14 protein-coding genes and 1 tRNA gene are annotated in these 13,453 nt (G+C 65.0%); 10 read left to right on the forward strand and 5 right to left on the reverse strand.

Translation table 11 applies throughout. The features are described 5' to 3' along the window. Positions 1-49 precede the first annotated feature (49 nt). From DB459_RS08485 to DB459_RS08530, 10 genes are all read left to right on the forward strand, one after another. The gene (locus DB459_RS08485; protein WP_253712435.1) at positions 50-448 is read left to right on the forward strand and encodes a TIGR02300 family protein; all 399 of its coding nucleotides are present in this window, start codon (positions 50-52) and stop codon (positions 446-448) included. A 64-nt stretch (positions 449-512) separates the two neighbouring features. Beyond that, positions 513-588, forward strand: a tRNA-Ala gene (locus tag DB459_RS08490). An 82-nt stretch (positions 589-670) separates the two neighbouring features. Next, positions 671-946, forward strand: coding sequence for a GIY-YIG nuclease family protein (locus DB459_RS08495; protein ID WP_253712436.1), 276 nt, complete (start codon positions 671-673; stop codon positions 944-946). Positions 947-1,069: 123 nt separating this feature from the next. Continuing rightward, the gene (locus DB459_RS08500) at positions 1,070-2,278 is read left to right on the forward strand and encodes a CaiB/BaiF CoA-transferase family protein (protein WP_253712437.1); all 1,209 of its coding nucleotides are present in this window, start codon (positions 1,070-1,072) and stop codon (positions 2,276-2,278) included. Positions 2,279-2,586: 308 nt separating this feature from the next. Next, a complete protein-coding gene (gene ugpB, locus DB459_RS08505) occupies positions 2,587-3,918 on the forward strand; it encodes a sn-glycerol-3-phosphate ABC transporter substrate-binding protein UgpB (RefSeq protein ID WP_253713477.1) in 1,332 nt (443 codons plus the stop codon). A 29-nt stretch (positions 3,919-3,947) separates the two neighbouring features. Then, complete coding sequence (gene ugpA / locus DB459_RS08510; RefSeq protein WP_253712438.1) at positions 3,948-4,829, forward strand: sn-glycerol-3-phosphate ABC transporter permease UgpA; 882 nt, start codon at positions 3,948-3,950, stop codon at positions 4,827-4,829. 50 nt (positions 4,830-4,879) lie between these two features. Further along, complete coding sequence (gene ugpE / locus DB459_RS08515) at positions 4,880-5,728, forward strand: sn-glycerol-3-phosphate ABC transporter permease UgpE (RefSeq protein WP_253712439.1); 849 nt, start codon at positions 4,880-4,882, stop codon at positions 5,726-5,728. Position 5,729: 1 nt separating this feature from the next. Continuing rightward, a complete protein-coding gene (locus DB459_RS08520) occupies positions 5,730-6,818 on the forward strand; it encodes a sn-glycerol-3-phosphate import ATP-binding protein UgpC (protein ID WP_253712440.1) in 1,089 nt (362 codons plus the stop codon). Between the two features lie 140 nt (positions 6,819-6,958). Further along, on the forward strand, positions 6,959-7,384 hold the full coding sequence (locus tag DB459_RS08525) for an Hsp20 family protein (RefSeq protein WP_253712441.1): 426 nt from the start codon (positions 6,959-6,961) through the stop codon (positions 7,382-7,384). A 51-nt stretch (positions 7,385-7,435) separates the two neighbouring features. Beyond that, on the forward strand, positions 7,436-7,702 hold the full coding sequence (locus tag DB459_RS08530) for a DUF1150 domain-containing protein (protein WP_253712442.1): 267 nt from the start codon (positions 7,436-7,438) through the stop codon (positions 7,700-7,702). A 171-nt stretch (positions 7,703-7,873) separates the two neighbouring features. Here DB459_RS08530 and ptsN read toward each other — a convergent pair whose 3' ends face one another. The 5 genes from ptsN to DB459_RS08555 all read right to left on the reverse strand — a co-directional run bounded on the left by ptsN (position 7,874) and on the right by DB459_RS08555 (position 13,446). Then, on the reverse strand, positions 7,874-8,335 hold the full coding sequence (gene ptsN / locus DB459_RS08535) for a PTS IIA-like nitrogen regulatory protein PtsN (protein WP_253712443.1): 462 nt from the start codon (positions 8,333-8,335) through the stop codon (positions 7,874-7,876). A 304-nt stretch (positions 8,336-8,639) separates the two neighbouring features. Then, positions 8,640-9,236 carry a ribosome hibernation-promoting factor, HPF/YfiA family gene (gene hpf / locus DB459_RS08540; protein ID WP_253712444.1) on the reverse strand — a complete coding sequence of 199 codons (597 nt, stop codon included), beginning with the start codon at positions 9,234-9,236 and terminating at the stop codon, positions 8,640-8,642. Positions 9,237-9,418: 182 nt separating this feature from the next. Continuing rightward, the gene (rpoN, locus tag DB459_RS08545; protein ID WP_253712445.1) at positions 9,419-11,089 is read right to left on the reverse strand and encodes an RNA polymerase factor sigma-54; all 1,671 of its coding nucleotides are present in this window, start codon (positions 11,087-11,089) and stop codon (positions 9,419-9,421) included. Positions 11,090-11,569: 480 nt separating this feature from the next. Beyond that, positions 11,570-12,517, reverse strand: coding sequence for an LPS export ABC transporter ATP-binding protein (lptB, locus tag DB459_RS08550; protein ID WP_253712446.1), 948 nt, complete (start codon positions 12,515-12,517; stop codon positions 11,570-11,572). A 194-nt stretch (positions 12,518-12,711) separates the two neighbouring features. Beyond that, complete coding sequence (locus DB459_RS08555) at positions 12,712-13,446, reverse strand: LptA/OstA family protein (protein WP_253712447.1); 735 nt, start codon at positions 13,444-13,446, stop codon at positions 12,712-12,714. Positions 13,447-13,453 lie beyond the last annotated feature (7 nt).

Genomic DNA, 13,453 nt, shown 5'->3' on the forward strand with positions numbered 1-13,453 from the left:
GACTCGCCAAGTGAAGCACCGAATTTCCAGGACAATCCAGGACCGCGACGTGGCCAAATCCGAGCTCGGAACCAAACGCATCTGTCCGACCACGGGCAAGAAGTTCTACGACCTGAACAAGAACCCCGTGATCTCGCCCTATACCGGAGAAGTCGTGCCGATCGCGCCGGTGGCGCCGTCGCGCGTCCGCAGCGACGCTGCCCGCGCCCCGTCGGACGAACTGGCGCCGGAGGCCGCGGAGCTCGAGACCGTCTCGCTCGAGGAAGCCGACGCCGAGGAATCGACCGGGAAGGTGGCCGCGGCGCTGCCCGAATCCGAGGACGATATCGAGATCGACGACACCCTCGATGACGAAGAGGACGATTCGACCTTCATTCCCGATGAGGAAGAAGGGGACGAAGACGTCACCGACATCATCGGCGACGTTTCCGGCGACGAAGAGACTTGAGATTACTTCGGAAGTGTGAAACACACTCGCCGCGCGCCGGCTGATTTCGTCGGCGTCCCACTTCGGGGCCATAGCTCAGCTGGGAGAGCGCTTGCATGGCATGCAAGAGGTCGGCGGTTCGATCCCGCCTGGCTCCACCACGCTTCGCCTTCGGCTGCGTGGCACCGCCACGCAGCCGAAGGCGAAGCGTGCCCGGCATAGCCCGAAGGGCGACGACGGGCGATGTGGTACGTCTACATCATTCGCAGCATTAATTTCCCTGAACAGGAATATATCGGGGCGACCACCGACCTGAAGCGCCGCGTGTCCGATCACAACGTCGGAAAATCCACGCACACGAACAAATTCAAGCCGTGGAAACTGATCTGGTATTGCGCTTTCCCGGATAAGACCCAAGCGCTGGCGTTCGAGAAATATCTCAAGTCGCACTCCGGGCGGGCATTCGCCAAGAAGCGGCTGACCGCGCTGCCCGCTCCCTCCCCCTCGATCCAGCCCTGAGGCTTCGGCCTCGCCCGAACCACGCATGAGCGGCATTGCGCCATGATCGAAATCGGCTGGCTCGCCCACGCCGCGGGCGATAAAGCCTGATCCTCATGACATTCGCCAATCGGGATGGACGGTATGACTGAACAAGCTGCGGCCGGCGCGGGGGCCATGGCCGGCCTGCGCGTGATCGATCTCACACGGGTGCTGGGCGGCCCCTATTGCACCCAGCTGCTCGCCGACCACGGCGCCGACGTCATCAAGGTCGAGCCGCCCGCCGGCGACGAGGTTCGCGAATGGGGACCTCCCTTCCACGACGGCGACGCCGCCTACTTCATCGGCATCAACCGCAACAAGCGCTCGATCGGCCTCGATCTCGCCTCGCCCGGCGGCCGCGAGGTGTTGATGAAGATGCTCGAGGGCGCCGACGTGCTGATCGAGAATTTCAAGCCCGGCACGCTCGACAAGTGGGGCATCGGCCATGACGTGCTCCGCGCCAGATTCCCGCGCCTGATCCACTGCCGCATTTCCGGCTTCGGCGCCGACGGCCCGCGCGGCGGCAATCCGGGCTACGACGCCATCATCCAGGCAATGACCGGCATGATCGCCGCCACCGGCTCGCCGGAGAGCGGCCCGATGCGCATCGGCGTGCCGCTGGTCGATATCTCGACCGGCCTGTTCGCGACCGTCGGCATCCTGATGGCGCTGGCCGAACGCCAGCGCTCCGGACTCGGCCAGTTCCTCGAGACCACGCTGTTCGAGACCGGGCTCGCCATCATGCATCCGCATACGGCGAACTACTTCCTGCACGGCAAGCCGCCGTCGCTGACCGGCAACGAGCACCCCAATCTCGCGCCCTACGCCATCTTCGCCGCGCGCGATGGCAAGATCTTCACCGGCGTCGGCAACGACGGCACCTTCCGCAAGCTGTGCAAGGAGATCGGCAAGCCCGAGCTCGCCGACGATCCGCGCTTCGCCCGCAACCGCGACCGCGTCCTCAACCGCGCCGCGCTACGCACCGAACTGGAAGCGGTGTTCAGCCAGTTCGACGCCGTGCCGCTGTGCGACCGCCTGTTGTCGGCCGGGCTGCCCGCGGGCCCCGTGCAGTCGATCGACAAGGCGCTGCAGAGCGACCATGCCACCTATCGCGGCGATGTCCTCGAAAAGGACTGGTACAAGGGCGTCGCTTCGCCGATCCGCTTCTCGCGCAGCGAGGCGAGCCTGCGCCGCACCCCGCCGAAATTCGGCGAGCATGCCGCGGAGGTGCTCGGCGAATTCGGCTATTCCGAAGGCGACATTGCCGATCTCGTCGCCAAGGGCGCGGTCTGCCCCGAACGCCGGCGCTGAACGACACGCCGAAACGCTCCAGGCCTTTTGCCCCGCCATTCGCCGGCCCGATCGGGTGGTTCGATTCCAACATTCGCATCCCGCTTCTGCAGGCGTGTTTGCAAATGTTGGAATCGAAGGACCACTCGCATGATCAACTTGCTGGTGGAGCTAAGGATTTGACATTCGCTCCACCAGACCGGCGAATTTCCGCTTTGCGTTCAAGACGCCCCGCCCTTACCATCCGTCATCGAACTGTCGCGAAAGCTCGCAATAAGCGGCGCTTCGCAGGGCGGAGCAGGGGGAAACACGTCATGTCAAAGCGCCGGATGTCCAAGCGCCGGATCGGCCTCGGCCTCACCACATCGATCGTCGTGGCTCTGGCTGCCGCCGCGCTGCCGGCGCCGGCCCAGGCGGTCACCGAAATCCAGTGGTGGCATGCGCTTACCGGCGCCAACAATGACGTCGTGGTCAAGCTCGCCGAAGAGTTCAACGCCTCGCAGAGCGACTACAAGATCGTCCCGGCTTACAAGGGCAGCTATCCCGACACCATGAATGCAGGCATCGCCGCGTTCCGCGCCGGCAATGCACCGCACATCCTGCAGGTGTTCGAGGTCGGCACCGCCACCATGATGGCCGCCACCGGCGCGGTGAAGCCGGTCTACAAGCTGATGCAGGAAGCCGGCGAGAAGTTCGATCCGCAAGCCTATCTGCCGGCCATCACCGGCTATTACTCGACCTCCAAGGGCGAGATGCTGTCCTTCCCGTTCAATTCCTCCTCCATGGTGATGTGGATCAACAAGGACGCGCTGAAGAAGGCCAATATCGACACGATCCCCAAGACCTGGCCCGAGGTCTTCGAGGACGCAAAGAAGCTGCATGCCGCCGGCTACACCACCTGCGGCTTCTCCACCGCCTGGGTGACCTGGGCCAATCTCGAGCAGCTCTCGGCCTGGCACAACGTGCCGCTCGCGACCAAGGCCAACGGCCTCGGCGGTTTCGACACCGAGCTGAAATTCAACGGCCCGCTGCAGATCCGTCACCTGCAGACGCTGATCGAGCTGCAGAAGGACAAGACCTACGATTATTCGGGCCGCACCAACAATGCCGAGGGGCGTTTCACCTCGGGCGAATGTCCGATCTTCCTGACCTCGTCGGGCTTCTTCGGCCAGGTCCGCGCCAATGCCAAGTTCGACTGGACCAACGCGCCGATGCCCTACTATCCGGACATGCCGGACGCGCCGCAGAATTCGATCATCGGAGGCGCCTCGCTGTGGGTGATGGGCGGCAAGTCGCCGACGGAATATCGCGGCGTCGCCAAATTCCTCGCCTTTCTGTCGGACACCGACCGCCAGGTCGCAATCCACAAGGCCTCGGGATATCTGCCGATCACCAGGGCGGCCTATGCCAAGGCCAAGGAGCTCGGCTTCTACAAGGAGGCGCCCTATCTGGAGACCCCGCTGAAGGAGCTGACCAACAAGGAGCCCACCGAGAATTCGCGCGGCCTGCGGCTCGGCAACATGGTGCAGCTCCGCGACGTCTGGGCCGAAGAGATCGAGGCGGCACTGGCGGGCAAGAAGCCGGCCAAGGACGCGCTCGACACCGCGGTGTCGCGCGGCAACCAGATGCTGCGCCAGTTCCAGCGCACCGTGGCGAAGTGATCGGCGGACACTAAGTCCGCCGCAGCATCATGGAGAAGCAGTCAGTCTTCCATTCGCGCCTGCTGCCCTGGCTGCTGCTGGCGCCGCAGCTCGTCGTCATCCTGGTCTTCTTCTATTGGCCGGCGGTCCAGGCGGTGTGGCAATCTTTCCTGCTGCAGGACGCCTTCGGCCTGTCGACGAGCTTCGTCGCCTTGGAGAATTACGCCGACCTTCTCACCCAGGACGAATATCGCGAAGCGGTGCTGCGAACCTTCGCCTTTTCGGCCGCGATCGCCGGTCTATCGCTGTCGGCGGCGCTGCTGCTGGCGGTGATGGCCGACAAGCCGCTGCGCGGCGGCGCCATCTATCGCACGCTGCTGATCTGGCCCTATGCGGTGGCGCCGGCGGTGGCCGGCGTGCTCTGGCTGTTCATGCTGCACCCCTCCCTCGGCGTGCTGTCCCGCGGACTGCGGGCGCTCGGCATCGATTGGAATCCGCTGCTCAACGGCGACCAGGCCGTGGCGCTGGTGGTGCTCGCCGCCGCCTGGAAGCAGATCTCCTACAATTTTCTGTTCTTCCTCGCCGGGCTGCAGGCGATCCCGAGGAGCGTGATGGAGGCGGCCGCCATCGACGGGGCGCGGCCGATGCGCCGGTTCTGGACCGTGACCTTTCCGCTCCTGACGCCAACGGTGTTCTTCCTGCTCGTCGTCAACATCGTCTACGCCTTCTTCGACACATTCGGCGTCATCGACGCCATGACCGGCGGCGGCCCGGCCAAGGCCACCGAGACGCTGGTCTACAAGGTCTATCTCGACGGGCTGCTCGGCAACAATCTCGGCTCGTCGGCGGCGCAGTCGGTGATCCTGATGGCCATCGTGATCGCGCTCACCGCGATCCAGTTCCGCTATGTCGAGCGCAGGGTGACCTACTGATGGCGCGGCGACGGCAACGGCAACGGCAACGGCAACGGGCAGGGTAGGTCATGGTCGAACAGGTCGGCATCCGGCGTCTCGTCGCCCATCTCGTGTTGTGGATCGGCATCGCCATCGTCGCCTTCCCGGTCTATCTCGCCATCGTCGCCTCGACCCAGGACAATGCCGCGATCGCCAACGGCCAGATGTCGCTGTTGCCCGGCAGCCATTTCATCGACAACTACGCCCGCACGCTGTTCGTCGGCACCAAGGGCTCGACCCGCGAGCCGGTCGGCCACATGCTGTTCAACTCCCTCGTCATGGCCATGGCCATCGCGCTCGGCAAGATCGCCATCTCGATCCTGTCCGCCTATGCGGTGGTGTATTTCCGCTTCGCCTTTCGCAAGGCGGTGTTCTGGCTGGTCTTCATCACGTTGATGCTGCCGGTCGAGGTGCGCATCTATCCGACCTACAAGATCGCCGCCGACCTCAACCTGCTCGACAGCTACGCCGGCCTCACTTTGCCGCTGATCGCCTCGGCGACCGCTACGCTGCTGTTCCGCCAGTTCTTCATGACCGTGCCCGACGAACTCGTGGAAGCGTCCCGGATCGACGGCGCCGGGCCATTGCGCTTCTTCTGGGACACGTTGCTGCCGCTGTCGCGCACCAGCATGGCCGCGCTGTTCGTGATCCTGTTCATCTACGGCTGGAATCAGTTTCTCTGGCCGCTGCTGATCACCACGCGCGACGACATGCAGACCGTGGTCATCGGCATCCGCAAGATGATCACCACCCAGGACGCACTCACCGAATGGCCGCTGGTGATGGCGACTGCCGTATTGGCAATGCTGCCGCCGGTGGTGGTGGTGGTGGTGATGCAGAAGCTGTTCGTGCGTGGCCTGGTGGAAAGCGAGAAGTAGAATGGCCGAGGTCGAGCTGAACGACGTGCGCAAGGTCTATGCCGGCGGCGTCGAAGCCATCAAGGGCGTCAGCCTGCAGATCGGCGACGGCCGGTTCTGCGTGCTGGTCGGCCCGTCGGGCTGCGGCAAGTCCACGCTGCTGCGAATGGTGGCAGGCCTCGAGACCGTCACCTCCGGCACCGTCGCGATCGGCGGCCGCACCGTCAACGAAATCGAGCCGGCGGACCGCGACATCGCCATGGTGTTTCAGAATTACGCGCTCTATCCGCATATGAGCGTCTACAACAACATGGCCTATGGCCTGCGCAATCGCGGCATGGCCAAGGGCGAAATCGACTCGCGGGTGCGCACTGCGGCGCAGACCCTCGACATCGAGGCGCTGCTCGCGCGCAAGCCGAAGCAGCTGTCGGGCGGCCAGCGCCAGCGCGTCGCCATGGGCCGCGCCATCGTGCGCCAGCCCAAGGTCTTCCTGTTCGACGAGCCGCTGTCGAATCTCGACGCCAAGCTGCGCATCGCCATGCGGGTGGAGATCAGCCGCCTGCAGCGCCGCCTCGGCACCACCTCGATCTATGTCACCCACGACCAGCTCGAAGCGATGACCCTCGCCGACATGCTGGTGGTGATGAATGCCGGCCAGGTCGAGCAGATCGGACCGCCGCTCGAGGTCTACCGCACCCCGGCCACCACCTTTGTCGCCGCCTTCATCGGCGCACCGCCGATGAATCTGTCACCGCTGTCGGGCGCCGAGGCCGCGGCGCTGGCGCCGGAGGCGCCCGCCGGGGCAATCCTCGGCATCCGCCCGGAGGACCTCGTCGTCACCACCGGCGCGGCACCGCAGGGCGGCGTGGCGCTCGACCTCACGGTGGATGCCATCGAGCCGGTCGGGGCGGAAACGTTCGTCTATGCCCGGCGCGGCACCGGCCAGGGTAACGACGGGGCGATCCGGGCGGATATCGATTCCGATATCGTGGTCCGCCTGCCGGGCCAGACCGCGCCGCCGCCGGGCGCGCCGCTGCGGGTCGCGGCGCTCAGGGAGAAACTTCACCTGTTCAGCCCGGACGGCCGCCGGCGGATCGATATCCGCCCGTGATTTCAATCCGGTGGAGGCGATCCGCCGGTTCTTGAACGCTATTCCGCAATGCACATATGATGGGAGCCGGTCGGCGGTTGCTGGCCGGAAGGGGTGCCATCCTGGGCCCCGTCAAAGTCGCTTCGAGAGGACTTTGTGTAATGTCTCGTGTTCCTTCGTTGTCCAGTCCGTTTCTGTTGGGATTCGACGAGATCGAGCGTGCGCTCGACCGCGTCGTCAAAGGTGCCGACGGCTACCCCCCCTACAACATCGAGCGCCTCGAACGTACCGATGGCCAGCCCGAGCGGCTGCGCATCACGCTCGCGGTGGCGGGCTTTACCCGCGACCAACTCGATGTGACCGTGGAGGAAAAGCAGCTCGTCATCCGCGGCCGCCAGCAGGACGACAAGACCCGGCAGTTCATCCATCGCGGTATCGCCGCGCGCCTGTTCCAGCGCACCTTCGTGCTGGCGGACGGGATGCAGGTGCTGAATGCGGATCTGAAGAACGGGCTGTTGTCCATCGACCTCGCCAGGCCGGAGTCTGAACGGGTCGTTAAGACAATAGCTATCAATGAACACGAATAATCTAGGAACCACAGCGGACTCGACCGCTTGTACTCTTGAGGAGTCGAGACCATGACCGAAGTCACTGTCATCCACCCCGACCAGCCCGTCTCACAGGAAGCGCTCGCCGCCATGGGTGAAGGTCATATCGCCTATGTGAAGCAGATCCGCTCCGAGGACGTCCCGCATCTGTTTCCGCAGGCGCCGCAGCTCGCGCCCGGGCTGAAGCTCTTCACCCTGCACGCCGCCGACGGCACGCCGATCATGCTGACCGACAGCCGCGAAGCCGCCGTCGCCAACGCCTGGAGCAACGAGCTCGAGGCGGTCAGCGTGCACTGAAGGTCTCTCGACGCCGCATGTTGCGTCGGCGCACGGGCGCCGACGCGCGCCGCCCTGAATGAGCACGCCCGAGCAGGCGGAGCGAAGTTCGGCGAGGCGCTCTCGAGCCATGAGGCCCGACCGTCTTCAACCCGGACTTTCAGAAAATCACACTTTCAGATTGACGAGAAGTCACGCCGCCGAGGCCGGCGGCAGCGCCAGCACCGAATAGAGCGCCTGGGCATCGGACGAAGCGCGCAACTTCTTGGCGACGTCCTGGTCGCGCAACAGTCGCGCGATACGCGCGAGCGCCTTGAGATGATCGGCTCCGGCGCCCTCGGGCGCGAGCAGCAGAAACATCAGGTCCACCGGCTGGCCGTCCATGGCCTCGAAATCGATCGGACGATCGAGCCGGGCGAACAGGCCGAACAGCTTCTCGAGCTTGGGGAGCTTGCCGTGGGGAATGGCGACGCCGTAACCCACCGCCGTGGTCCCGAGCTTCTCCCGCTGCAGCAGCACCTCGAAGACGGCGCGTTCGTTCTGGCCGGTAAGCGCGGCAGCGCGCGCTGCGAGCTCCTGCAGCGCCTGCTTTTTGCTGTTGACCTTCAACGCCGGGATAATCGCCTCGGGCGCGACCAGATCGGTAATCATCATGGGACGTTCCGAGGATCTCAGCGGGTAAGCTAGACTAGAGCGATGATCGCGCAGAGGCCAGCGACTTGCGACGTTAACGGTTCAGGTCGGCGGCACGGCGCCCGATCTCACCGGTGGGTGGCCTCGCGTCGAGCCGTCCGGTCCTGAAGGCGCCGGACCATAGGGACGGCCCGGCAAGGCGTCAATGCCGATCATGGCGCGCCGGTCCGGAACTCACTATCCGTTTTACTGCCCGTTTCGCAGCCCGCCGGTTCGCTCCTGGATGGCGACGAACGGCGTCGAACTGGCGCGGTTCTCGGCCCGTTCACGCCTTGCCGCCGTCGAGCACCGGCGGATCGATCCACCCGACATTGCCGTCGGCGCGGCGATAGATCACGTTGACGCGTCCCGTCGAACCGTGCCGGAACACGATCACCGGCGCGCCGGTGAAGTCCAGTTCCAGCACCGCCTCACTCACCGACATCGATTTCAGCGCCGTGGTCGATTCAGCGATGATCACCGGATTGAAGGCCAGGACCTCGCCTTCATTTTCCCCGCCGGGAGCTTCGATGACGTAGCTCGGCACGTCGAGCTCGACGGCCGCAGCGGCGGCATGAGCCTTGCGCGCAGAACGATCCTTGAGGCGGCTCTTGTAGCGCCGCAGCCGCTTCTCGATCTGGGACAGCGCCTGGTCGGCGCTCACATAGGCGTCGGACGCGGTCGATTCCGCCTCCAGCGTCACCCCCGAATCGAGGTGCAGGGCGCAATCGGTGCGGAAACCGAAACCGTCCTTGGACAGTGTGACGTGGCCGGAATAATTGCCGTCGAAATATTTCCGCAGAACTTCTTCGGTGCGATCACTGACCCGTCCCCGCAGGGCTTCCCCGACACTGATGCTCTTGCCCGAGACTCTGATGGTCATGCCGTGCCTCGCATTTCGTTTCCTCGCCCAGCGCGGTGGATCTGACGCTCGTATCAGCAGTGCCCGCTTTCCGAAGTTCGTACATCGGTACCGCATCTTCTCCGACGAACTTCGGACTGACGAACTTCTGAGACAGGGTAGGAGCCAGCATTCAAGCTCAGTGAGGCGGCGTCAAGCGGGGATCAGGCCGTTGCGATGTCACGCCGCGGCATCGCCGCGCCGGCAGAAATCAGCGCCTGCTTCTCGCGGCGGCGCTGCACCGACGATGGGATCCGCAGCGCCTCGCGATATTTCGCAACCGTACGCCGCGCGATGTCGACGCCCTCGGAACGAAGCTGTTCCACTATACCGTCGTCGGAGAGAACCGCCGCGGGGCTTTCGGCGTCGATCAGCAGCTTGATGCGATGCCGCACCGCTTCCGCCGAATGAGCTTCGCCGCCGTCCGCCGCGGCAATCGAAGCGGTGAAGAAATACTTCAGTTCGAAGATACCGCGATTGGTCGCCATGTATTTGTTGGCGGTGACGCGCGAGACGGTCGATTCATGCATCTGGATCGCGTCGGCAACGGCCTTCAGATTCAGCGGTCGCAGATGCGACACGCCGTGGGCAAAGAAGCCGTCCTGCTGGCGCACGATCTCGGTGGCGACTTTGAGGATCGTCCGGGCGCGCTGATCGAGGGCGCGCACCAGCCACGTCGCGTTCTGCAGGCAATCGGAGAAATAGGACTTGTCGTCGCTCTTGCGCACGCTCTTCGAGAGTTTCGTGTAGTAGCTCTGGTTGACCAGCACGCGCGGCAGCGTGTCGCTGTTGAGTTCGACCAGCCAGCCGCCGTCCGGCCCCGGCCGCACATAGACGTCCGGCACCACGGTCTGGGCCCGGCCGCCGCCGAAGCGCAGGCCCGGTTTGGGATCGAGGCGGCGGATCTCCGACACCATGTCGACGATATCCTCGTCGTCGACGCCGCAGACCTTGCGCAGCGCGGCGAAGTCGCGCTTGGCCAGGAGATCGAGATGCTCCACCAGGGCCTGCATCGCCGGGTCGTAGCGGTCGCGCTCGCGGAGCTGGATGGCGAGGCATTCGCAAAGATTGCGGGCGCAGATGCCGGGCGGATCGAAGGTCTGCAGCACCGAAACGACCTCTTCCACCTCCGCTTCCGAGGTGCCGAGGCGCTCGGCGGCCTGGCCGAGATCGGCCGGCAGGTAGCCGGCGTCATCGACGAGATCGATCAGATATTGTCCGATCAGGCGCTGGGACAGTGTCGAGAACGCGACAGCGAGTTGTTCGGCGAGATGTCCGCCCAGTGTCGTCTCGGCGGCGACGAAGGCTTCGAGGTTGTAGTCGTCGTCGCCGGAGGCGCCACCACCCCATTCGGTGTAGGTGGTCGGCGCGGCATCCTGGGCGGCGCGGGCGGCGGCCTCGCCGGGCTCTTCCGGAAAGACGTTGTCGAGACCGGTATCGAAGGTCTGCTCCATCTCGCTGCGGCTGCCGAGATCGCGGTTCATCCAGTCCTCGGCCGGCGCGGCGTCGGCGGCGCCTGCACCTGAGGCCTCGGCACTGCTGAAGCCGCCCTCGGCGAAACCAACTTCGAAATCGCCGTCGAGGCCGTCCGCGCCGGTCTCGGCGCCCGCCGCGTCGCTCCCGGCGGTAAAATCGGCATCGGCCCCCTCGCGGCTATCGGCCGGCTCGCCGTTTTCGGCCGCCCGCTCCAGCAGTGGGTTCCGTTCGAGCTCCTCCTCGACGAAGGTGGCCAGATCCAGGTTGGACAGTTGCAGCAGCTTGATGGCCTGCATCAGCTGCGGGGTCATCACCAGCGATTGGGTCTGGCGGAACTCTAATCTCTGCGACAGCGCCATTGGCGTCGGATACCGTTCATTTGGTCCGATTTTTGCTTATACGCTTCTTGCTGACGGAGTCCACGGCTTGACGAGACGAAAATTGCTGCGGTAGCGAAAATGGGTAAATCCCATTCTCCGCCGCCAGCCTCCTCGGAAGCCGGCCTGCAAACCCTACCAGGGCACTCTCGAGTTGAACGCGCCGAGTTGAAGGCGTGACGCCAGCCGCCCCGAAAACGCGGCCTTATGCCGGCTGGCGCGGCGGAGCGCGACAACCTCAACCAGCCCGCGAGGTGGATACCGGTTCGCGCGAAGAAAACGCGTCCGGAGGCAGGACGCTAGTGTCCTGTCTCCGAATGACCGCTCCATTTGCCTCATGCTCGCACGGTCATTCGGAGACATAGGGACACTAGCAAAATCAAAGTGCTAGTGTGGCTTATGTCTCGCAATTGCCTACGAGAGGGTTGCCGCGAAGGCGGTAGGCAATTGCGAGACGCCACACTAGAGGCGGAATTCCTCGCCGAGATAGAGCCGGCGGACATCGGGATCGGCGACGATCTCGTCCGGACTGCCTTCGGTCAGCACCTCGCCGGCATAGACGATGTAGGCCCGATCGGTAAGTCCGAGCGTCTCGCGCACATTGTGGTCGGTGATCAGGACGCCGATGCCGCGATTGGTGAGATGACGCACCAGATCCTGGATGTCGCCCACCGCGATCGGGTCGATACCGGCAAACGGCTCGTCGAGCAGCATGTAGTTCGGCCGGGTCGCCAGCGCCCGCGCGATTTCGACGCGGCGTCGTTCGCCGCCGGACAAGGCGATCGAAGGCGACTTGCGCAAGCGCGTGATGTTGAACTCCTCGAGCAGCGAATCGAGCTCGTGCTCGCGCCGACGACGATCGGGCTCCACCACCTCGAGAACCGCACGAATGTTGTCCTCGACATTGAGGCCGCGGAAGATCGACGCTTCCTGCGGCAGGTAGCCGATGCCGAGCCGCGCGCGCTGATACATCGGCAGCTCCGTCACGTCGTGGCCGTCGAGTTCGACACGGCCACGATCGGCCTTGATCAGCCCGGTGATCATGTAGAACACCGTGGTCTTGCCGGCGCCGTTGGGGCCGAGAATGCCGACGGCCTCGCCCCGCCGCACATAGAGACTGACGCCGCGCACCACCTGGCGCGAGCCGAAGGTCTTTTCGATACCGTGGATGGCGAGGAAGCCGCCGCGCGGCTCAGCCGGCGGCTCCGTGGTCCCGGCCGCAGCCATCCAGCGCGGCTGCTTAACCGCCTCGGCGCGCTCACGCGCAGTGACGGGAACGGCGGCGGTTGCGGTCTTGCGGAACAGCACGGTGACGCGCTCGCTGAAGGAGGTGATGTCGCCGGAACGACCGAATTGTTGCGAGCCGCGGGCCGGCCGGCTTCGACGGAACATGCGCAGCAGGTCCACCATGAGCGAAGTCGATCAGCCTTTCGCGCCGGCCGTGCAGGGATCGCTGCAGGGATAGCTACGGGTACGAATGCAACGGTGCAGGGTGAGCATATGGTGTTCAGACACCCCGAAACGAGTGCCATCGCGCACAATCCTTGTTCCCGCGCGACGACGAGGTCGAGCCCTGATACGCGCTCGGGCAGCGCCGATCAAGCTCAGCGCCGCGTCCCCTCGTTCACATCGTTGAGTTTCAAGGGCTTTCCGCTCTGGCGCGGAGCCGGCGCCGAAGGCTGTGGGGGTGAGCTGGGGAACAGGCCGCCGGCGCCGGGATTGGTCGGGGCTGACGATTTGAACATGCCCTGCACGCCCTTCTTGGCTTCGACGCGGGAAATTCCGGTGGTCATGTCGACGATCAGGGTGTCGCCGCGAAGGATGTTGTCGCCCTGCGTCAGCACGACGTTACCGGTCACGGTGATGGTGTTCGTCTTCATGTCGAACACGCCGTTGTCGCCGGTCACCGTCTGGTCCTTCTGAGTGACGATCACGCCGCCCTTGGCTTCCAGGCGCTTGATCGCCGAACTGCCCGTCGGACCCGGCGTCGCCGAGGTCATGGTCGGCTTGGGTTGCGCGGGCTGCGCGTTGGATTGCGCGCCGGAAGTGGCTGAACCGCCGGCGCCGCCTTCGTAGAAGACCACCAGGATCTTGCAGCGCATGGTGGTGTCGCCCTGCACCACCTTGACGTTGTCCTTGAAGGTCGCGGCCTTCTCCTTGTCGCGCAGCTCGAGGCTGCCGGCATCGATCTGGATCGGCTTGTCGCGGTTCTGCGAGAAGCCCTGCATGGCATTCGGCACACCCTGCACCGACCCCTGCGCGCGCACTTCGCCGCCGAGCGCGAGCCCCGTCACCGCCAGCGCCAATACCGCGCCCGTCAAGCTTCGTTGCAGTCTCATAAACATC

Origin of the sequence: Bradyrhizobium sp. WD16, from assembly GCF_024181725.1 — a bacterium.
Classification (GTDB): domain Bacteria; phylum Pseudomonadota; class Alphaproteobacteria; order Rhizobiales; family Xanthobacteraceae; genus Bradyrhizobium_A.

Coding starts and splice junctions, on each gene's coding strand:
- DB459_RS08500 (WP_253712437.1), top strand. CDS start 1,070: ATGACTGAACAAGCTGCGGCCGGCGCGGGGGCCATGGCCGGCCTGCGC.
- DB459_RS08495 (WP_253712436.1), top strand. CDS start 671: ATGTGGTACGTCTACATCATTCGCAGCATTAATTTCCCTGAACAGGAA.
- DB459_RS08555 (WP_253712447.1), bottom strand. CDS start 13,446: ATGAGACTGCAACGAAGCTTGACGGGCGCGGTATTGGCGCTGGCGGTG.
- DB459_RS08520 (WP_253712440.1), top strand. CDS start 5,730: ATGGCCGAGGTCGAGCTGAACGACGTGCGCAAGGTCTATGCCGGCGGC.
- hpf (WP_253712444.1), bottom strand. CDS start 9,236: ATGACCATCAGAGTCTCGGGCAAGAGCATCAGTGTCGGGGAAGCCCTG.
- lptB (WP_253712446.1), bottom strand. CDS start 12,517: ATGGTGGACCTGCTGCGCATGTTCCGTCGAAGCCGGCCGGCCCGCGGC.
- ugpB (WP_253713477.1), top strand. CDS start 2,587: ATGTCCAAGCGCCGGATCGGCCTCGGCCTCACCACATCGATCGTCGTG.
- ugpA (WP_253712438.1), top strand. CDS start 3,948: ATGGAGAAGCAGTCAGTCTTCCATTCGCGCCTGCTGCCCTGGCTGCTG.
- DB459_RS08530 (WP_253712442.1), top strand. CDS start 7,436: ATGACCGAAGTCACTGTCATCCACCCCGACCAGCCCGTCTCACAGGAA.
- ugpE (WP_253712439.1), top strand. CDS start 4,880: ATGGTCGAACAGGTCGGCATCCGGCGTCTCGTCGCCCATCTCGTGTTG.
- rpoN (WP_253712445.1), bottom strand. CDS start 11,089: ATGGCGCTGTCGCAGAGATTAGAGTTCCGCCAGACCCAATCGCTGGTG.
- ptsN (WP_253712443.1), bottom strand. CDS start 8,335: ATGATGATTACCGATCTGGTCGCGCCCGAGGCGATTATCCCGGCGTTG.
- DB459_RS08525 (WP_253712441.1), top strand. CDS start 6,959: ATGTCTCGTGTTCCTTCGTTGTCCAGTCCGTTTCTGTTGGGATTCGAC.